Raw genomic sequence first — 20,249 nt, forward strand, 5'->3', positions numbered from 1 at the left:
TCATGCGAAATGGAGGACACTATGTTATATCAGGATATTCCAAGAATTTATACGGCAATAGCAGAGTGGGGATCATGTCTGGTTTATCTTTATATCCTAAAAAAAGAAAACATGAAATCTGTACATTTTCTTATAGGCAGTCTTTTCATGTTGGCAATGCAGAGTATTTTTCTGACTTTGACAGGCAGTGTAACTGAAATTTTGTGGATTCCCTGTATGATGATCGCTGCAGGTATGATGTATGGATTTCTTATGGTCGGAGGAAATATGAAGCCTCTGGGAGCGGCTTATTGCTGTGCCCGTGCATTTGTTCTTGCTGAGTTTGCAGCTTCGCTGCAGTGGCAGATGGTATCTATTGTACAGGCATGGGGGAATCAGTGCCTCTGGGTTGAAATTCTGATCACGATGGTTGTTTTTGGAGGCTGCTTTACTATTGATATTTATTTAGAAAAAGATCTTCTGAAGCAGAATTATCTTGAACAGATGACAGTAAAGGAAGTAGTAGCGGCGGCAATCATGGCTGTTGCAATCTTTGCTTTTAGTAATCTGAGCTTTTTAAATGAAAATGCACCATTTGCGAGCAGAGAACGTGCAGATATTTTTTCTATCAGAACACTGATCGATTTTGGAGGAATTGCAATCCTGCATGCTTATCAGAGCAGGATCAGTGAGTATGTTGCCGAGAAAGAACTTTCAGTAATGAACGTGATGCTGAAAAGCCAGTATGATCAATACCGAAATTATCAGGACAGCCTGGATCTCATACAAATGAAATACCATGATCTGAAACACCAGATAACGGGACTTCGCGCGGAATCAGATGAAGAAAAACGAAAAAAATGGATTGATTCCATGGAAAAGGAAATCGCTGCTTTTGAAAATATAAGCAGAACAGGGAATCAGGTACTTGATACGATTTTGGCAGCTAAGATTTTCCATTGTCGAAAAAATCATATACAGATTACCTGTGTGGCAGATGGAAAATTATTAGATTATATGCATGTAACAGATATATGTTCTATATTTGGAAATGCTTTGGATAATGCGATTGAACATGTAATTTTAATTCCAGATCCGGAAAAAAGACTGATCCATCTGACAGTATCCGCTCAAAAAGGATTTGTGTTCATCAAGATAGAGAATTATTGTGAAGCAGAAATTTCCAAAAATGAAGAGGATCTGATTACAACAACAAAAAAGGATAGTAAAAACCATGGTTTTGGATTGAAGAGTATTCGTAAAGCTGTAGAAAAATATGATGGTTCTGTAGTATTTGGAGTACAGCAGAACTGGTTTGAATTAAAGATTCTTTTACCCAGAGTATTGTAATGCTCTGGGTATTTTTGTTGCCAAGCATACGACAAAAAGGTTCGGTGGACCTTTTTTAGTATTTTGTGCCAGATTTGCTGCATCTTGTGCCAAAAACGGCACGAAATAATAACCATGTTATAGTAATGCCAACAGGAAATGATACCTGAAAAAGATGAGAGAGTCAAAGGAGGAAAAAAGAGAATGATCAGTGTTGAAATGGAAGATGTTCTGGCGGTATTACAATTATGCAAACCGTATATTATCGGTATTATTGCTGCACTTGTAATTGGAATCGTAATTATGATCGCATGCCGCAGGATGTCCAGGGGCAAAAGATTTCTGATAAGAGGAGAAGCTGCGATCGCAATGGTTCTTGCAGTTGTTGTCTGCGTGAATATGATCTGTTTTGGACCAATGTCTACGTTGATTGGACTGGCAACGGGAAATGGAACTTTAAGCGATGAAACAAATGAAGAAGCTGCGGAAGTAGCAGAAGAAATTATGGAAGATGGAATTGTTCTTCTGAAGAATGAAAGCCTGCTTCCTTTAAATGAAACAAAAAAACTGAATATTTTTGGCTGGGAATCTATTAATCCGGCTTATGGAGGAGCTGGTTCCGGTGGAATTAATGATCTGTATGATATTGTCAGTCTGAATCAGGGACTTGAAAATGCCGGATTTTCTATTAACCAGGAACTGGTTGATTTTTATAACAATTATGGTGCAGATAATCCGGAAATGTCTATCCAGAAACAGAGCTGGACATTACCGGAGCCACCTGTAGATACTTACAGTGATGAGCTTATTAAAAGTGCGAAAGAGTATTCTGATGTGGCAGTTGTGGTTCTTTCCAGAAAAGCAGGTGAAGGTCATAATGATATTCCTATGGATGTAAGAAAAGCAGCATATGATAATAATTCAGATGAATATGATGATTTTCCTGAGGGAGAGCATTATTTACAGCTTTCACAAACTGAGAGAGATATGGTAGATATGGTTTGCTCAAACTTTGATAATGTGATTGTGGTTTATAATGGAGCAAATCAGTTTGAACTTGGTTTCGCAGATGAATATCCTCAGATTAAATCTGTTGTATGGTGCCCCGGAACGGGAAATGTGGGATTTAATGCACTTGGTAAAGTATTTTCAGGTGAAGTCAATCCTTCCGGAAAAACACCGGATACATTTATTTATGATATGACGACTGCTCCGTGGTGGAATAATGCAGAAAAAACGGAGTATACAAATCTGGCAGATTTGGCCGTTGAAGGAATGAACGCAGGAACTGCGCAGGTGTATGCTCCGGCATTTACCAATTATGTGGAAGGTATTTATGTAGGATACAAGTACTATGAAACAGCTGCACAGGAAGGTGCGATTGATTACGATAAGACTGTACAGTATCCATTTGGATATGGCCTGAGTTACACGGAATTTGAACAGAAAATGGGTGAACTGGAGGAAAAAGACGGACAGATTTCTGTAGATGTAGAAGTAACCAACACCGGAGATGTTGCCGGAAAAGATGTAGTAGAAGTGTATTATGAACCGCCATATACAAATGGGGGAATTGAGAAATCTTCTGCAAATCTGATCGAGTTTGCAAAAACAGATTTGCTTCAGCCGGGAGAATCTCAGACTGTTACAGTTACATTCAGTATAGAAGATATGGCCTCTTATGATGAGAATCATGCAAAAGCATATGTTCTTGAAAAAGGCGATTATGCGATTTCTATCAACAGCGATTCACATACTGTGCTGGATCAGAAAACTTATACTGCAGATAAAGATGTAGTATATAAGGGAGAAAATAAAAGAGCATCAGATGATACTGCAGCAACAAATGTATTTGAAGATGCAAAAGGCGATGTGACATATTTATCACGAGCAGATCATTTTGCAAATTATGAAGAGGCTACAGCAGCACCGGCATCTGCAGAGCTGGGTGAGCCATATGTTTCTGAATATCATCTGAACAGCAACTTTGATAAGACTACATATCTCAATGATGAGGATGTAATGCCGACAACGGGAGCAGATAATGGACTTACATTAGCTGATATGCGTGATGCTGATTATGACGATCCTCGTTGGGAAAAACTTCTGGATCAGCTTACTGTTGATGAAATGGCAAATATGATTGCAATGGCAGGTTATCAGACAGCAGCCATGGATTCTGTGGGAAAAGTGGCTACACTTGATTTCGATGGACCAGCAGCAATTAATAACAACTTTACAGGAGTTGGTTCTATTGGATTTCCAATTGAAGTTGTGGTTGCTTCCACATGGAATAAGGAACTTGCACAGGCCTGGGGTGAATGCATGGGCAAGATCAGTCAGGAAATGGGTGCAGAAGGCTGGTATGCACCAGGTATGAATACTCATAGAACCGCATTTGGAGCAAGAAACTATGAATACTTTTCAGAAGATGGAGTTCTTGCAGGAAATATGGGAGCAAAAGCAGTAGAAGGAGCAAGAAAGTATGGGGTTTATTCTTATATCAAACATTTTGCTCTGTATGAGGGAAATGCAAAGATGGTAAGTGTCTGGTCAAATGAGCAGGCAATTCGGGAAATCTATCTGAAACCATTTGAAATTTCTGTAAAACAGGGTGGCGCAAATGCGGTTATGGTTTCCTGGAGTTTCCTTGGAGATAAATGGACTGGAGAAAGCAGTAACCTTATGAATACAGTTCTCAGAGATGAATGGGGATTCAGGGGAATGGCACTTACAGACTTCTTCCGAAACAATGGTCATGGATTTATGAATGCAGATGCAGCTTTGGCGAATGGAGTAGATGCAATGTTGTCCACATTTAACGGAGAAGAGAACAATGTAGCCAATCCGGAGCATCCAACAGCTGTACTTCAGATGAGGAATGCCTGCAAAAATGTCATGTATACAGTTGTAAGCAGCTGGGCTTATGATGGAGAACACGAAGAAACAGGTATGGAAAACTGGAAAAAAGCAGGAATTGGAATCGACATTGTAATAGCACTTTTCATGGCAGGAATGGAAGTACTGGTAATCAGAGGATATAAGAAAAGAAAGAATGTTGAATAAGGATGAAAGTGGGATGGAAAACAGTTATGAAACAGCAAAAATTGGTTGAAAAGATGACAATAGAAGAAAAGGCAGCGATACTCAGTGGAAAAACTGTCTGGCAGACCAGAGAAATTGACAGGCTTTCCATCCCGTCCATCTTTCTTTCAGATGGACCGCATGGAATCAGAAAACAGGCAGGAGCAGGAGACCATCTGGGATTGAATGCATCCTTGAATGCAACTTGTTTTCCCACAGCAGCGACGATAGCAAACAGCTGGAATCAGGATCTGGGGGAAGAGATTGGACAGGCTCTTGGAGAGGAAGCAGCAAGTATGGATGTAAATATCCTGCTTGGTCCGGGATTAAATATTAAAAGAAGCCCATTATGTGGAAGAAATTTTGAATATTTTTCAGAAGATCCATATCTTTCCGGGAAGATGGCAGCGTCATATATTCGTGGAATACAGAGTAAAGGCGTTTATGCCTGCCCGAAGCATCTGGCGGTTAACAGTCAGGAACTTCGGAGAATGGCAATGGACGCAGTTGTTGACGAACGGACATTAAGAGAAATTTATCTGACCGGTTTTGAGATAGCTGTTAAAGAAGGACACGCAAAAGCAATCATGAGCAGTTACAACCAGATTAATGGGATTTATGCTAATGAGGACAAACATCTTTTGACAGATATCCTGCGCAAAGAATGGGGATTTGATGGAATTGTAGTAACAGACTGGGGCGGAAGCAATGACCATGTGAAAGGTGTTGCTGCCGGCTCAAATCTGGAGATGCCGTCCTGTGGGTACGATTCTGCAAGAGAAGTGATTGCTGCTGTCCGAAATGGAACGCTGAAGGAAGCGGATTTGGATGAAAGAGTTGGAGAACTGGTGGATGCAGTGATGGAACTGACATCAGGGAAGAAGCTTTCAGATAAAAACTTTGACAGAAATGCACATCATCAACTGGCAAGGAAAGCAGCAGCAGAAAGCATGATTCTTCTGAAAAATGAAAAACAGATTCTTCCGCTGGATACAAAAAAATCCATCGCTGTTATTGGAGATTTTGTTTTTTCACCCAGATATCAGGGGGCAGGGTCTTCTATGGTCAATCCAACAAAAGTAGAAGATATGTCATCGATTTTGCAACAATATGATCTGAATATTCTGGGGATGACAAGAGGCTATCAGAGAAATGGAGATGTAGATGAGAATGATAGAAAGTTTGCATTAAATTTGGCCATGAACGCAGATATTGTGATTTTCTGCTTTGGTCTTGATGAGATCAGTGAATCAGAAGGACTGGATAGAACCCATATGCGTATTCCGCAGAATCAGATAGATCTTCTGCAGGATATCAGTAAAGTGAATGAAAATATTATTGGAATACTGAGTGCAGGATCTGCGATAGAAATGCCATGGCACACCTGCTGCAAAGCGATTTTGCATGGCTATCTGAATGGACAGGCAGGCGCTTCTGCAACATTGGATATTCTGACCGGAAAAGTGAATCCATCAGGAAGACTGGCAGAAACATATCCCATATCTTATGAACAGACACCGGCATTCCGATATTATCCAAGTAATGAGAAAACATCGGAATACCGAGAGAGTGTTTATGTGGGATATCGCTATTATGATACTTCAAAAGTCCGGGTGCAATATCCATTTGGCTTTGGACTTTCCTATACGGAATTTACATATTCTGATCTTATCATAGAAGAGGATGGAATCAAAGTTTCGGTTACCAATACAGGTGACAGAGATGGAGCAGAGGTTGTTCAGATGTATGTAGGACTTCCTAATGCAATCGTGTTCCGACCGGAAAAAGAACTGAAAGGTTTTGTAAAAGTTTATCTAAAGGCAGGAGAAAGCAGACAGCTCAGGATTCCGTTTGATGATAAGACATTCCGTTATTGGAATATAAAAACGGGACAGTGGGAAATAGAAACAGGAACTTATCAGATTATGGTAGGAGCCAGTGTTGCAGATATTCGTTTAACAGGTATGACTGAGAGAATAGGAAATAGTAAAGGGTATCCGTATAATCCGGCAAAAATGCCTTACTATTATACAGGAATCGTGCAGAAAATATCAGATGAGGAATTTCGTGAACTTCTTGGCCATGAGATACCGAACGGGAGATGGAGTGGAAATCTGGAAATCAATGATGCAATCTGTCAGATGTATTATGCAAAAAGTCGACTTGCAAGGCTGATATATAGATATCTCACAAAAATGAAAAAGAAGAGTGAGGCACAGGGAAAGCCAGATCTGAATATTCTTTTTATTTACAATATGCCGTTTCGGGGGATTGCCAAGATGACCGGCGGGGCCGTCAGTATGGAAATGGTATATGGAATTGTCGATGCTGTGAATGGCCATTTTATGCTTGGAGTAAAAAAAGTAGTTGGCGGATATTTCAGAAACAGAAGAAATAATAAGAAATATGAAAAATTATTAAAAGGAGCCGGAGGGAAGTGCAGATGAATCATATAAAAAATATATGGAAATGTTTTGAAGAGAAACATGCTACTTTTGCAAAATGGCTTTATCAGATATTCTATTTTGTTATATTCAGTATGGGCGTGACAGTATTCCAGTATCTTGTATTTACATTTTTACCAGGGATTTTGGGAATTGGTCTGGCTGGTACAGAATTTATGTGGCCAAAGGTTTCAATGAATCTGTTTGGAGTAAAATTTACATGGAGCTTGCTGGGGTATAATGTATTGCGTGATGCAACGGGGAATATACTGATCGGTGGTGGACTTGGCTATTTTATCAGTTATGAATTGGGGTCATTTCTTGCACAGTGTATCAATTTTCCGCTTCAGAGAAATATTACTTTTAAAAGCCATGGAAATCCTGTATATCAGGCAATCTGGTATTTTATAGCATGGGTGGTAATTTCACTGATCTGTAATGGATTTAATAATCTGTGGATGCCAGTTGCATCTGCATATGTGGCACCGGCAGTCTATAACATGCTTGTGACAATTATTACAGGTGGAGTTTCCATGGTGATTTTTTTCTTTGTGTTTAAAATTATTTTCCCGGAGGGGAAGGCTGAATCTTTCTGATAAACTGCGGAGCAGTTATTCGGTTATGAGCAAGTAGCAGAGCGGATTGTGAATATCCGCTTGACTAAGGCATTTACCTGAAATAGGTGAGTGCTTTTTTGTTTTCAAGTATTCTATAAGAGACTGTATTTATGCCCTTCATCTTTTGAATATGTGTAAGGACATTTTTTGAGCCGGCATAAAAATGATTTTTACAAAAATTAGAAATAGAAATAAGGCGAGAGAAGAATTTGAAAAATTCATTTCGAAAAGTGTGGAAATATTAGCAGAAGATGAGATGAAAATGAATATTCACAAAGATAAGATGCTATGGTATAATACAAAGTACTGTATTAGGACTTCTGATGAGAGAAGCTGAAATATGGGAAAAGATTTAAAAGGCAAAGAGCTTGGATTGTGAATATCCACTTGATTGTCATTTGATATGTTGGTCAATCAAAGATTTAGCTATTGGACTGGGATAAAATCAAAGGATTTATAGGAGGAAATATAAAAAATGAAATTAGGAATCGTCGGATTACCCAATGTTGGAAAAAGTACATTATTTAATTCATTGACAAAGGCAGGCGCAGAATCTGCAAATTATCCGTTCTGTACCATTGACCCTAATGTAGGTGTTGTTACAGTGCCGGATGAGAGACTGAAGCTTCTCGGAGACTTTTATCATTCTAAGAAAGTGACACCTGCTGTAATTGAATTCGTAGATATTGCAGGACTTGTAAAGGGAGCATCCAAAGGAGAAGGCCTTGGAAACCAGTTCCTTGCAAATATCCGTGAGGTAGATGCAATCGTTCATGTAGTCCGCTGCTTTGAAGATTCCAATGTTATCCATGTAGATGGAAGTATTGATCCTATCCGTGATATTGAAACTATTAATCTGGAGCTGATCTTCTCAGACCTTGAGATCCTTGAGAGAAGAATTGCAAAAGTTACAAAAACAGCACGCATGGACAAAGAGGCTGCCAAGGAGCTTGATTTCCTTCAGAAGGTAAAAACACATCTGGAAGATGGCAAGATGGCAATCACTATGGAAATGGAAAATGAAGATGAAGAAGCCTGGATGTCTACTTATAATCTGCTTACCTGGAAGCCTGTGATCTATGCAGCAAACGTAGCAGAAGGAGATCTGGCTGATGACGGTGAAAGCAACAGCCATGTACAGGCAGTGCGCAAATATGCGGCAGAGCAGAACAGTGAGATTTTCGTTATCTGTGCAGAAATCGAAGAAGAGATCTCTGAACTGGATGATGATGAGAAGAAAATGTTCCTGGAGGATCTGGGACTGACAGAATCAGGACTTGAGAAACTTGTAAAAGCAAGCTATCATCTCCTTGGACTGATGAGTTTCCTTACTTCAGGTGAGGATGAGACAAGAGCATGGACGATTAAAATCGGAACAAAGGCTCCGCAGGCAGCAGGTAAGATCCATACAGATTTTGAGCGAGGATTTATTAAAGCTGAGGTTGTAAATTATCAGGATCTTCTGGACTGTGGTTCCTATGCAGGTGCCAGAGAGAAAGGTCTTGTAAGAATGGAAGGTAAAGAATACGTTGTACAGGATGGAGATGTGATCTTATTCCGATTCAATGTATGATGAACAGGTGATTTATGGAAATGTCGATACGTTTTCCGGGACTTGGCCTGGTCTTTGATTATGTGCCACGCTCATTTCAGATATTTGGAATGGAATTCACCATATATGGAGTACTGATTGCCGTGGGTGCTCTTCTTGGAATGGGACTTGTGACACTTGAAGCGAAACGAAATGGGGAAGATCAGAACAGGTATCTCGATATGATGCTTATCTCCCTGCTGGTTTCAGTGGCAGGTTCCAGATTATTTTATGTGGCTTTTTCATGGGGATTTTATAAAGAAAATCTGAATGCCATACTGGACTTTCGAAATGGTGGTTACGCTTTATATGGTGGTCTGCTCTTTGGATTTCTTGCGGCAGCGGTATTTTGCAGGATTACCAAAACGTCATTCTGGCAGAGTGCCGATATTGCGTGTCCCGGAATACTTCTGGGACAGGCTATAGGGCGCTGGGGTAACTTTTTTAACAGAGAGTCTTTCGGAGAATATACAGATCTGCCATGGGCAATGCAGATACCGGTTTCAGCTGTGCGGTCAGGAGAAGTTTCGGGAGCAATGAGAGATAATCTGCTGACTATAAATGGGATTTCATATATTCAGGTTCAGCCGATTTTTCTTTATGAAAGTCTGTGGTGTCTGCTGTTATTTCTGCTGTTGATGGCCATGCGCCGAAAAAAGAAATATGAAGGCGAATTGTTTATGATCTATCTGGCAGGTTATGGTCTGGGAAGGTTTTTCTTTGAATGGTTCAGAACAGATAAGCTTTATATTCCGGGGACAAAAGTGGGGATTTCGCTGGTAATTTCCGCTATATTATTTGCTGTTTTTATGCCTGTAGTGATCATACGCAGAGTGATGGCACAGAAAAGAGATACTATACGCCGGCAGAGGAGAAAAAGATTTCTGGATGAGTCAGTGAAAGAAAAAAAGATGTTTCCTGAGACTTCTGAAATGAAACCGGAACCGGAAATCCGGCCGGAGATGGATGAACAGGTAAAGCCAGATGTGGGAAATTCTCCCACAAATTCAAAAGAAGAACAGTAAAAAAACATATATCTGAAAGATAAGTGGGTTGAAAGTGGAAATTCAACCCACTTTTTGTGTATAAAAGCCCATTTTTCTCGTAAAAATAAGGTTGTTTCATAAATGTTAACAGAGTTCTAAATTTTAAAAATCTTTTTCTCCCCCTTGTTTTTTCAGCCTAAATAGTTTAGAATAAGCACATAAGTGGTAGAAAGTGGTGAATAGTGGTGGTGAGTGGGGAATAACGGCAGAGTCCATTACCACCTGAGAAATCTGAAGGGGAGATTCAGATTTTGCGAGAGTAGGTGAGTAACATGTTCATGGGAGAGTATAACCACACGATCGACGCGAAGGGGCGTCTGATCATTCCTTCTAAATTCAGGGAGCTCTTAGGGGAAGAGTTTGTTCTGACAAGAGGGCTTGATGGCTGTCTTTACATTTATCCGATGGATGAATGGGAATCCTTTGAAATGAAGCTCAGATCTTTACCACTTACAAATAAAAATGCCAGAACTTTTTCACGATTCTTTGTAGCTGGAGCAACTACATGTGAACTGGACAGGCAGGGACGAATCCTTGTACCGCAGACATTGCGCGAATTTGCCGGTCTGGAGAAAGATGTGGTTCTGACAGGTAATCTGAACAGAATTGAAGTTTGGAGCAAAGAAAAATGGAATGAGATCTGTGATTATGATGACATGGACAGCATTGCAGAGAGCATGCAGGACATGGGAATCACAATCTGACAGGTCTCGTTTGAAGTATCTTGCAAAGTAAATCCAGACAGGAGACGGAGATGGAATTTAAACACAAATCTGTATTACTGGAAGAGACCATTGAAGGTTTGGATATCAAACCGGACGGAATCTACGTGGATGGTACTTTAGGAGGTGCAGGGCATGCCGGTGAGGTATGCAGGAAACTTTCTGCCAAGGGGAGATTTATTGGCATAGATCAAGACCAGGATGCGATAATTGCTGCGAGTGAGAGGTTAGCCCCCTATAAACAGGCGACGATCATTCGCAGCAATTATTGTTACATGGTACAGGAACTGGCAGCAAGAGGCATCTATAAAGTCGACGGGATTCTCCTTGATCTTGGAGTATCTTCCTATCAGCTTGACAATGAAGAACGCGGTTTTACCTACAGGGTAGATGCACCGCTCGATATGCGCATGGACCAGCGCCAGACGCAGACAGCCGGCGATATTGTCAATGGCTATGAAGAAAAAGAATTATACCGTATTATTCGTGATTACGGTGAAGATAAATTTGCAAAAAATATTGCAAAACATATTGTTGCCGCCAGACAGGTGAAACCGATCACAACCACCGGAGAACTGACAGAGATCATCAGAGAATCCATTCCCATGAAGATGCAGGTGAAGTCAGGACATCCGGCCAAGAGAACTTTTCAGGCAATCCGTATTGAGCTTAACAGAGAGCTCGATGTGCTGCGGGATTCTCTGGATGGAATGATCGATATCCTTGATGATGGCGGAAGACTTTGCATTATCACTTTTCATTCTCTGGAGGACAGAATTGTAAAGACGATTTTCAGAAAAAATGAGAATCCGTGTACCTGCCCTTCAGATTTTCCTGTATGCGTATGCGGGAAGAAATCCAAAGGAAAAGTGATCACAAGAAAGCCGATTCTTCCGGGGGAGACAGAGATGGAAGAGAATCCGCGTTCCAAAAGTGCAAAGCTTCGGATTTTTGAGAGAGTATTATAATTAGAGAGGCATGAAATGGCGAGAACGACCAGGAGTGAAACAGCAAGAAGAAGCAGAACCAGTGCCAGAACAAACAGAGGAATGTATGTTGACGGAAATACGGTCAGACGTCTTGCAGAAGTTCCGGAGAGAAAGAGGCAGCCGGGAAGACAGAATCCGGGAAGGCAGCAGACCAATCGAAACCGAAGAGTGCAGGCGAGTCCTGCGCAGGTACCAAGGCAGAAACATCAGTTGAGTAAAGAAGCACAGAAGAACAGGCAGAAGGCGACTGCAATGAACTGGGGATTTGTAGCGTTTCTGGCAGTTGTATGTGTGGCGATATTATTCTGCTCTGTGAAATATCTTCGTTACAAATCAGAGATTACCGCAAAGATGAGTACAGTTGCATCTCTTGAGGAGGAACTGGCAGATTTAAAAGAAGATAATGATGCATATTACAGCCAGGTGACATCAAATGTGGATCTGAATAAGATCAAGCAGACTGCATTGGGGAGACTGGGGATGAAATATCCGTCAGATGATCAGACAGTAACCTATTCTACATCGGGTAACAGCTATGTAAGACAGTATCAGGATATACCAGATTCAAAGTAGGTGATTAATTGAGCAATACGGGAAGAAAGAGTCGAAGAAGACCACAGAGAAAAATAAATCAAAACATGAAAGAAAAGCTGCTGATATTGTTTGGAATTGTGTTACTGCTTCTGGTAATATTAGTGCTGAGAATTACTTATATTAATGCTACCAGTGGAAGCAAATACAAAAAACAGGTGTTAAGCCAGGCACAGCAGAAATATGAGAGCCAGGTACTGCCGGCAAAGAGAGGCGATATTTATGACAAGAACGGAAATATACTGGCTACCAGCAATAAAGTTTATAATGTGATCCTGGACTGCAAAACTGTAAATTCAGATGAGGACTATGTAGAGCCAACAATACGTGCCTTAAATGAGGTGCTGGGGATTGATGAAGAAACAGTGCGTTCTCTTTTGGCCGATTCAAGAACCAGCCAGAGTCAGTATCAGGTACTGACAAAACAGCTGTCTATGGACAAAAAGAAAGAATTTGAAAAATATAAGGCAGAGGATGAAGATTCCGGTCTTACTAAAGCGCAGGCAAAGGAACGGGCAAATATCAAAGGCGTCTGGTTTGAAGAGGATTATCTGAGAAGTTACCCGTTTAATGAAACAGCATGCGATACAATTGGTTTTGCACTGGACAGAGATGTGGCAGATATCGGACTGGAAGGGTACTATAACAGCACACTGACAGGCGTAGACGGAAGACAGTATGGGTATATCAATGATGATTCAGATGTGGAGCAGACCATTATTGCTGCGGTGAATGGAAAAAGCATTCAGACCAGCATTGACATCGGTGCACAGCAGATTGTTGAGAAATATGTTAATGGATTTAAAGAGGCAATGGGGGCCAAGAATATAGGTGTCATTGTTGAAAATCCGTCCACCGGTGAGATTATTGCCATGGATGGTGGTGACCGTTATGATCTGAATAATCCGAGAGATCTTTCCACTGTATATACAGAAGATGAAATCAAAGCGATGAATGATGTGGAAACAGTGGAGGCTCTGAATGGTATGTGGAGTAATTTCTGCGTCACAGATGCCTATGAGCCGGGATCTGTTGTAAAGCCGATCGTCATGGCTTCTGCATTGGAAAAGGGTGCGATACAGGAAACAGATACATTTGTATGCGATGGATCGCAGACTTTTGGAGATACTATGATCAAGTGTGCGGTTTATCCGAGCGCACATGGCACAGAGACACTGGGAGAGGTAATTGCAAACTCCTGTAATGATGCAATGATGCAGATTGGTGCCAAGATGGGAGCTACTCAGTTTATCAAAGCACAGAGTCTGTTTAATTTCGGAACAAGGACAGGGATTGACCTGCCGAATGAAGGCGCAGGTATTATCCATACTAAGGACAGTATGGGGGAAACAGAACTTGCATGTTCTGCTTTTGGACAGGGTTTTACCTGTACCATGATCCAGGAAATCAATGCGATGAGTTCCGTTATCAATGGCGGATATTATTATCAGCCGCATCTTGTGACAAAGGTTCTTGACAGTAATGGCGGAACTATAAAAACAATCTCGCCGATACTTCTGAAGCAGACGATTTCCTCCAGGATTTCCAGTGATATCAGAAGCTATATGGCATTGAGTGTACAGCAGGGTACCAGCCGTCATTCCAAAGTGCAGGGTTACAGTTCAGGCGGTAAAACAGGTACAGCGGAGAAATACCCGCGAGGAAACGGAAAATATCTGGTTTCTTTTATTGGATTTGCTCCTGTAGATGACCCGGCTGTGGTAATTTATGTAGTTGTAGATGAACCGAATGTAGAGGATCAGGCAAACAGTACTTATCCGCAGTATATTGCACAGGGAATCCTTTCGGAGCTTCTTACGTATCTGAATGTAGTGCCGGATGAATCTGAAGATGGAACAGTGCCGGAGACAGAATTGTGGGAAGGGTTTAAGGGACATTTAAAGAGTACTTCCATATCGGACAGCGAACTTGACAGTGACGGTAATCTGGTGGATGCAGATGGCAATCTGATAGACTGGGATGGAAACCGGATTGATGAAAACGGATATCTGCTGGATGCCAATGGAGACCACATATTGGATGAGGAAGGCAATTATAAGATGTCTACAAATCTTGTCAGTGCTTCGGGAAGTACGGATGCAGATTCTTCAGGAGATGCAGTATCCAATCCTGATGCACCGGCACCTCTGGAGGATGATGAAGCTGAGACGACTGAGGATAATGACGAAGAGACAGACGGTATTACCAATGAAGAAGCAGGTCTGGAATAAAAACGTATAGTTATAGCTCCGCAGAGAATGGTCATATATTGTTATGACAATCTCTGCGGAGCTTTTTTTATGAAAAAAAATATGACGTTTCACAAGAGAAAAATATGGGTGGTATTACTCTGCTGTATTTTAATGATGACAGGCCTTATCGGAAGACTGGTATATCTTATGTGTTTCAGATCAGACTATTATTATAAGAAAGCAAAAGAACTTCACGAAAGAGAGAGAGAGATCAAAGCGGCCAGAGGGGAGATTCTGGATGCAAAGGGAAAAGTTCTGGCATCAAACAGGACGGTATGTACAATCTCTGTGATCCACAGTCAGATTAAAGAACCTGAAAAAGTAATCGCCCTGCTGTCTGAAAAACTGAAAATAGATGAGGCAGAAGTGAGAAAAAGAGTGGAGAAAATCTCTTCCATAGAAATAGTAAAGACAAATGTGGAAAAAAGTACAGGTGATGAGATAAGAGAGTGCAGTCTGGCAGGGGTGAAAGTTGATGAGGATTATAAGCGTTACTATCCATGTGGAAGTCTGGCTTCAAAAGTCATTGGCTTTACGGGAGGTGATAATCAGGGAATTATCGGTCTGGAAGTGAAATATGAAGAAATCCTGAGGGGACAGCCGGGTAAAATCCTGACAACGACAGATGCCAGGGGTGTGGAAATTGATAAATTGGGTGAGACAAGGGAAAAACCGATAGAGGGGAAAAGCCTGATGATCAGCCTTGATGTAAATATTCAGGAATTTGCGCAGCAGTCAGCTTTGAAAGTAATGGAGGAAAAGCAGGCAGAACGTGTATCTATCCTGCTGATGAATCCACAGAACGGCGAAATATATGCATGTGTCAATGTGCCGGAATTTGACCTGAATGATCCTTTTATCCTGACAGATGATCTGAATATGCAGTTAAATAAATCCGGGATAACAATACCGTCGGAAGATCACAATGAACAAAGTGAACTGGCAGTGCAGACAGCATCAGGAAAAACAAATACAGAAAGAAAGCAGGAATTACTGAATCAGATGTGGAGAAATCCCTGCCTGAATGATACTTATGAACCGGGCTCCACATTTAAAATCATCACCATGGCAGCCGGACTGGAGGCTGGTGTTGTTTCACCTGGGGACCGTTTTTATTGTCCCGGATATAAAGTGGTGGAGGATCGCAGAATCCACTGTGCAAAAAGAACAGGACATGGATCCCAGAATTTTGTGGAAGGTGCACAGAATTCCTGTAACCCTGTGTTTATAGAGGTGGGGCTTCGCCTTGGGGTAGAACGTTATTATAAGTATTTCAGACAGTTTGGACTTCTGGATAAAACCGGGATAGATCTTCCGGGAGAGGCAGGAACTATTATGCATCAGAAGAAAAATATGGGAGAAGTGGAACTGGCAACGGTTTCTTTTGGACAGTCTTTTCAGATTACACCTGTTCAGCTGGCTGCAACAGTAAGTTCGCTTATAAACGGAGGTAGACGGGTGACACCGCATTTTGGAGTCGCAGTGTTAAATCCTGACAGAACAGAGGGTGAGAAACTGATTTTTCCGGTAAAGGAAGGAATTGTCTCTGAAGAGACTTCGAAGGAAATAAGAGAAATCCTGGAAACAGTAGTATCTCAGGGCTCCGGAAAAAATGCAAAAATTGAAGGATATGCTATCGGTGGGAAAACTGCCACTTCTCAGACACTGCCAAGAAGTGCAAATCGTTATATTTCCTCTTTTTTGGGATTTGCACCTGCAGAAGATCCGCAGATACTGGGACTGTGTATTATTCATGATCCGAAAGGAATCTATTATGGAGGGACAGTAGCTGCACCTGTGATACGTGGTATTTTTGAGAATATCCTGCCATATCTTGGAATTGAAAAAAGTGATGTTTCTGATTTTTCTGCAGAAGGCAATTAGGGAAATTCCGCAGGCAGGGTTGATAAATAAGCAAAAAAGCCTTATACTAAAAGAAATCTGAAAGTAAAAAACTTTCAGGAAAAAACGAAAGAATGAACGAGGTGTAAGATGGAATTTCAAGTTGTAATCCCTGTGCTGATTTCTTTTGCAATCAGCGTTGTATTAGGACCGGTCATCATTCCTTTTCTCCGGAGACTGAAGATGGGCCAGACAGAAAGAACAGAGGGCGTACAGTCCCATTTAAAGAAAGCAGGAACACCTACAATGGGTGGAGTGATCTTTCTGATCGCCACAGCGATAACTGCATTATTTTATGTAGGGGATTATCCGAAGATCATTCCGGTACTGTTCCTGACTCTTGGATTTGGAATTATCGGATTTCTGGATGATTATCTGAAGGTTGTGCTGAAACGCTCAGACGGACTGCTGCCATGGCAGAAATTTTTACTTCAGGTAGTTCTGACTGCGATTTTTGTATTTTATATTGTTAAGTATACAGATATCTCACTGACTATGAGAATCCCATTCTGGAGCGGACATTTCCTGAATCTTGGATGGCTGGCAGTTCCGGTTCTTTTCTTTGCTGTGATCGGTACTGTGAATGGAGTTAATTTTACGGATGGTCTGGATGGTCTTGCTTCCAGTGTGACTCTGATCGTTGCAGTATTTTTTACAGTAGTTTCTATTGGAATGAAATCGGGGATCGAGCCGATCACAGGTGCAGTTGTGGGAGGTCTGATGGGATTTCTGTTGTTTAATGTATATCCGGCAAAAGTGTTTATGGGAGACACAGGTTCTCTGGCATTGGGCGGTTTTGTTGCAGGTACGGCTTATGTGATGCAGATGCCGTTATTTATCCTGATCGTGGGTCTGATCTATCTGATCGAAGTACTTTCCGTTATCATTCAGGTAACTTATTTCAAGGCAACACATGGAAAGCGTATTTTTAAGATGGCACCGATCCATCATCATTTTGAGTTATGCGGATGGTCTGAAACACGTGTAGTTGCGGTATTCTCAGTTATTACAGCGGTTATGTGTATGGTCGCACTGCTGGCACTGTAAGATTTTGGCTAAGCAGATTTCAGCGTTATGCTGATAAAAGGGAGGAAAATTATTATGGAATTACAGGGAAAAAAGGTACTTGTATTCGGTTCCGGAAAAAGCGGAATCGGAGCATCTGACCTTCTGGCAAAGGTAGGAGCATTTCCGGTTATCTATGACGGAAATGCCGAAACAGATAAAGACGCAGTTGTACATAAAACAGATGGGACATATCCGGTCACTGTATATGCAGGAGAACTTCCGAAAGAAGTACAGGACAGTCTTGATCTGGTAGTTTTAAGCCCCGGAGTGCCTACAGATCTTCCACTTGTAAAGAGTTTTTATGAGCAGGGGCTTCCGGTATGGGGAGAGGTAGAACTGGCATACAGAGTAGGTGACGGTGAAGTGCTTGCCATCACAGGAACAAACGGAAAAACTACTACAACAGCACTTCTTGGAAAAATTATGCAGGATGCACGTGAGTCTGTTTTTGTAGTCGGCAATATCGGAACCCCATATACTTCCAAAGCACTGGAGATGAAGCCAAATTCTGTAACTGTTGCAGAAATCAGCAGTTTTCAGCTAGAAACGATTGATGAGTTTGCACCAAAGGTATCTGCAATCCTGAATATTACAGAGGACCATCTGAACCGTCATCATACAATGGAAGAGTATATACGTGTGAAAGAACTGATCACTGAGAATCAGGGTACAGAAGATGTATGCGTGCTGAATTATGAAGATGAGGTTCTGCGTGAGTTTGGAAAACATCTGACTCCACGAGTGGTATATTTCTCCAGCGGACGTAAACTGGATGAGGGAATTTATCTGGATGGAAATAAAATCATCCTGAAGGACGGAGAAAAAGAAATCGAAGTAGTTAAGACAGAAGATCTGAAGCTTCTTGGAAAACACAATTTTGAGAACGTTATGGCTGCAGTTGCAATGGCTTACTACGATGGAGTATCCTTGGACAGCATCCGTAAGAGCATCTGTGAATTTACAGCTGTTGCACACAGAATCGAATATGTGACAGAGAAAAAAGGCGTTGTATATTATAATGATTCCAAAGGAACTAACCCGGATGCGGCAATTAAAGGAATCCAGGCAATGAACCGTCCGACACTTCTGATCGGCGGCGGTTATGATAAACAGTCCGGTTATGATGAATGGATTGAGGCATTTGACGGAAAGGTACGTTATCTGGTGCTAATCGGTCAGACAAAGGAGAAAATCAAAGAAGCTGCCGAGAAACATGGTTTCCATGACATCATCCTCTGCGAAGATCTGAAAGAGGCAGTAAAGGTATGTGAGGAGAAAGCACAGCCTGGAGATGCTGTTTTGCTTTCTCCCGCATGTGCAAGCTGGGGACAGTTTGATAACTATGAACAGCGTGGAGATATGTTCAAGGAATATGTAAGAAATCTGTAGAATATCTATAAGTAAGAATTATAGCTGTCCGGCAGAGAAAGACGAAGCTGCAGTGACCGGCTATAGATAATTTTGCGGAGAAACAGATGGCGCGAAAAAGAGCGACAGATTTATCAAAAACAGATATGACGATGCTGGTACTGATAGTACTGCTTGTGATTTTTGGCCTGGCAGTATTATTCAGCTCCAGTGAATATAATGGCAGAGTACGTTTCGGCGACTCTGCCTGTTATTTTAAGAAACAGTTATTTGCCACAGCATTGGGTATGGGAGTAATGTATATGGTTTCTTCCATTGATTATCATTTTTTTCTGAGGCTGGGACCAGTGGCATATCTGATTTCAATGTTTTTGTCCGGCGCAGTACTTTTTGTAGGTCAGGAGATCAACGGCTCAAAAAGATGGCTGAATCTTGGACCTTTATCTTTTCAGCCTTCAGAGTTTGCGAAAGTTGCTGTAATCCTTTTTCTTGCATGGCAGATCGAGCGTACAAAAAAAGCAACCATGGGCTTTGGATTTATGTGCAGGACAATATTGACCCTGCTGCCGATCATTGGTCTTGTAGGTTCAAATAATCTGAGTACAGCGATCATTATTCTGGGTATCGGTGGAATCCTGATTTTTGTATCCAATCCGGGATATCTGGAATTTATCGGGCTTGGCAGCGCAGGTGCAGGTTTCATAGCTGTTTTTCTTGCTGCAGAGAGCTATCGTCTGGAACGTCTTGCAATCTGGAGAAATCCGGAGAAATATGAAAAAGGATTTCAGACGATCCAGGGACTGTATGCCATCGGCAGCGGCGGAATATTCGGCAGAGGATTTGGAAACAGTCTGCAGAAACTTGGATTTGTTCCGGAAGCGCAGAATGATATGATTTTTTCGATTATATGTGAGGAAATGGGAGCAGCCGGAGCTATCTTTCTGATTTTTCTGTTTGCAATGCTTCTGTGGCGGCTGGGTGTGGCTGCCATGCATGCAAAAGATCTGGCCGGAGCTCTTATCTGTTGCGGGATTATGGGGCATCTGGCTCTTCAGGTTATTTTGAATATTGCAGTGGTGACCAATACAATCCCCAATACAGGCATTACGCTGCCTTTTATCAGCTATGGAGGAACTTCGGCAGTGTTTCTTCTTGGGGAAATGGGACTTGCGATGAATGTTGGGAAATGTGACAGGATAAATTGAATTACAGGTTTCAGAATGGCGTAACATATAATAGAAAAAGCCATAAACTGTAAAGTAAGAGA

15 protein-coding genes are annotated in these 20,249 nt (G+C 41.5%); all 15 read left to right on the top strand.

What is annotated here, in order from left to right; genetic code table 11:
• Window positions 1-21 precede the first annotated feature (21 nt).
• The 15 genes from ACESZG_RS08050 to ACESZG_RS08120 all read left to right on the top strand — a co-directional run bounded on the left by ACESZG_RS08050 (window position 22) and on the right by ACESZG_RS08120 (window position 20,187).
• Window positions 22-1,329: an ATP-binding protein gene (locus ACESZG_RS08050; RefSeq protein WP_373217943.1), complete on the top strand. Its 1,308-nt coding sequence runs from the start codon at window positions 22-24 to the stop codon at window positions 1,327-1,329.
• 183 nt (window positions 1,330-1,512) lie between these two features.
• On the top strand, window positions 1,513-4,374 hold the full coding sequence (locus ACESZG_RS08055; RefSeq protein WP_118613489.1) for a glycoside hydrolase family 3 C-terminal domain-containing protein: 2,862 nt from the start codon (window positions 1,513-1,515) through the stop codon (window positions 4,372-4,374).
• Between the two features lie 26 nt (window positions 4,375-4,400).
• Window positions 4,401-6,839, top strand: coding sequence for a glycoside hydrolase family 3 C-terminal domain-containing protein (locus ACESZG_RS08060; protein ID WP_173698816.1), 2,439 nt, complete (start codon window positions 4,401-4,403; stop codon window positions 6,837-6,839).
• The gene (locus tag ACESZG_RS08065) at window positions 6,836-7,432 is read left to right on the top strand and encodes a hypothetical protein (RefSeq protein WP_055059339.1); all 597 of its coding nucleotides are present in this window, start codon (window positions 6,836-6,838) and stop codon (window positions 7,430-7,432) included. Before ACESZG_RS08060 ends, ACESZG_RS08065 begins: the two co-directional genes overlap by 4 nt.
• Window positions 7,433-7,616: 184 nt before the next feature.
• On the top strand, window positions 7,617-7,790 hold the full coding sequence (locus ACESZG_RS08070; protein WP_172730318.1) for a hypothetical protein: 174 nt from the start codon (window positions 7,617-7,619) through the stop codon (window positions 7,788-7,790).
• A gap of 138 nt (window positions 7,791-7,928) precedes the next feature.
• Window positions 7,929-9,026, top strand: a complete 1,098-nt coding sequence (ychF, locus tag ACESZG_RS08075) for a redox-regulated ATPase YchF (RefSeq protein ID WP_008706507.1) — start codon at window positions 7,929-7,931, stop codon at window positions 9,024-9,026.
• Between the two features lie 20 nt (window positions 9,027-9,046).
• Complete coding sequence (lgt, locus tag ACESZG_RS08080) at window positions 9,047-10,069, top strand: prolipoprotein diacylglyceryl transferase (protein ID WP_242857107.1); 1,023 nt, start codon at window positions 9,047-9,049, stop codon at window positions 10,067-10,069.
• Between the two features lie 293 nt (window positions 10,070-10,362).
• Entirely contained in the window at window positions 10,363-10,794 is a 432-nt protein-coding gene (mraZ, locus tag ACESZG_RS08085; protein WP_020993618.1) for a division/cell wall cluster transcriptional repressor MraZ, read from the top strand.
• 50 nt (window positions 10,795-10,844) lie between these two features.
• Complete coding sequence (gene rsmH, locus ACESZG_RS08090; RefSeq protein WP_008706511.1) at window positions 10,845-11,780, top strand: 16S rRNA (cytosine(1402)-N(4))-methyltransferase RsmH; 936 nt, start codon at window positions 10,845-10,847, stop codon at window positions 11,778-11,780.
• 15 nt (window positions 11,781-11,795) lie between these two features.
• Window positions 11,796-12,374 (top strand): hypothetical protein, encoded by a 579-nt coding sequence (locus tag ACESZG_RS08095; protein WP_020993617.1) that lies wholly within the window; start codon window positions 11,796-11,798, stop codon window positions 12,372-12,374.
• Window positions 12,375-12,439: 65 nt separating this feature from the next.
• Window positions 12,440-14,623: a peptidoglycan D,D-transpeptidase FtsI family protein gene (locus tag ACESZG_RS08100; RefSeq protein ID WP_373217947.1), complete on the top strand. Its 2,184-nt coding sequence runs from the start codon at window positions 12,440-12,442 to the stop codon at window positions 14,621-14,623.
• A 69-nt stretch (window positions 14,624-14,692) separates the two neighbouring features.
• A complete protein-coding gene (locus tag ACESZG_RS08105) occupies window positions 14,693-16,528 on the top strand; it encodes a peptidoglycan D,D-transpeptidase FtsI family protein (protein WP_373217948.1) in 1,836 nt (611 codons plus the stop codon).
• A gap of 108 nt (window positions 16,529-16,636) precedes the next feature.
• Entirely contained in the window at window positions 16,637-17,593 is a 957-nt protein-coding gene (gene mraY, locus ACESZG_RS08110) for a phospho-N-acetylmuramoyl-pentapeptide-transferase (protein ID WP_025578129.1), read from the top strand.
• Window positions 17,594-17,647: 54 nt separating this feature from the next.
• Window positions 17,648-19,003 carry a UDP-N-acetylmuramoyl-L-alanine--D-glutamate ligase gene (gene murD, locus ACESZG_RS08115; RefSeq protein ID WP_022380471.1) on the top strand — a complete coding sequence of 452 codons (1,356 nt, stop codon included), beginning with the start codon at window positions 17,648-17,650 and terminating at the stop codon, window positions 19,001-19,003.
• Between the two features lie 86 nt (window positions 19,004-19,089).
• Window positions 19,090-20,187 carry an FtsW/RodA/SpoVE family cell cycle protein gene (locus ACESZG_RS08120; protein ID WP_008706519.1) on the top strand — a complete coding sequence of 366 codons (1,098 nt, stop codon included), beginning with the start codon at window positions 19,090-19,092 and terminating at the stop codon, window positions 20,185-20,187.
• Window positions 20,188-20,249 lie beyond the last annotated feature (62 nt).

This window comes from Blautia sp. Marseille-P2398 (assembly GCF_964240315.1).
In the GTDB taxonomy this organism is placed as follows: Bacteria; Bacillota; Clostridia; order Lachnospirales; family Lachnospiraceae; genus Blautia_A; species Blautia_A wexlerae.

Excerpts from the sequence above, each read along its gene's own strand:
- ACESZG_RS08060 (WP_173698816.1), top strand. The coding sequence starts at position 4,401 with ATGAAACAGCAAAAATTGGTTGAAAAGATGACAATAGAAGAAAAGGCA.
- ACESZG_RS08120 (WP_008706519.1), top strand. The coding sequence starts at position 19,090 with ATGGCGCGAAAAAGAGCGACAGATTTATCAAAAACAGATATGACGATG.
- lgt (WP_242857107.1), top strand. The coding sequence starts at position 9,047 with ATGTCGATACGTTTTCCGGGACTTGGCCTGGTCTTTGATTATGTGCCA.
- ACESZG_RS08105 (WP_373217948.1), top strand. The coding sequence starts at position 14,693 with ATGAAAAAAAATATGACGTTTCACAAGAGAAAAATATGGGTGGTATTA.
- rsmH (WP_008706511.1), top strand. The coding sequence starts at position 10,845 with ATGGAATTTAAACACAAATCTGTATTACTGGAAGAGACCATTGAAGGT.
- ychF (WP_008706507.1), top strand. The coding sequence starts at position 7,929 with ATGAAATTAGGAATCGTCGGATTACCCAATGTTGGAAAAAGTACATTA.
- ACESZG_RS08065 (WP_055059339.1), top strand. The coding sequence starts at position 6,836 with ATGAATCATATAAAAAATATATGGAAATGTTTTGAAGAGAAACATGCT.
- ACESZG_RS08100 (WP_373217947.1), top strand. The coding sequence starts at position 12,440 with ATGAAAGAAAAGCTGCTGATATTGTTTGGAATTGTGTTACTGCTTCTG.
- ACESZG_RS08070 (WP_172730318.1), top strand. The coding sequence starts at position 7,617 with ATGATTTTTACAAAAATTAGAAATAGAAATAAGGCGAGAGAAGAATTT.
- ACESZG_RS08050 (WP_373217943.1), top strand. The coding sequence starts at position 22 with ATGTTATATCAGGATATTCCAAGAATTTATACGGCAATAGCAGAGTGG.
- murD (WP_022380471.1), top strand. The coding sequence starts at position 17,648 with ATGGAATTACAGGGAAAAAAGGTACTTGTATTCGGTTCCGGAAAAAGC.
- mraZ (WP_020993618.1), top strand. The coding sequence starts at position 10,363 with ATGTTCATGGGAGAGTATAACCACACGATCGACGCGAAGGGGCGTCTG.
- ACESZG_RS08095 (WP_020993617.1), top strand. The coding sequence starts at position 11,796 with ATGGCGAGAACGACCAGGAGTGAAACAGCAAGAAGAAGCAGAACCAGT.
- ACESZG_RS08055 (WP_118613489.1), top strand. The coding sequence starts at position 1,513 with ATGATCAGTGTTGAAATGGAAGATGTTCTGGCGGTATTACAATTATGC.
- mraY (WP_025578129.1), top strand. The coding sequence starts at position 16,637 with ATGGAATTTCAAGTTGTAATCCCTGTGCTGATTTCTTTTGCAATCAGC.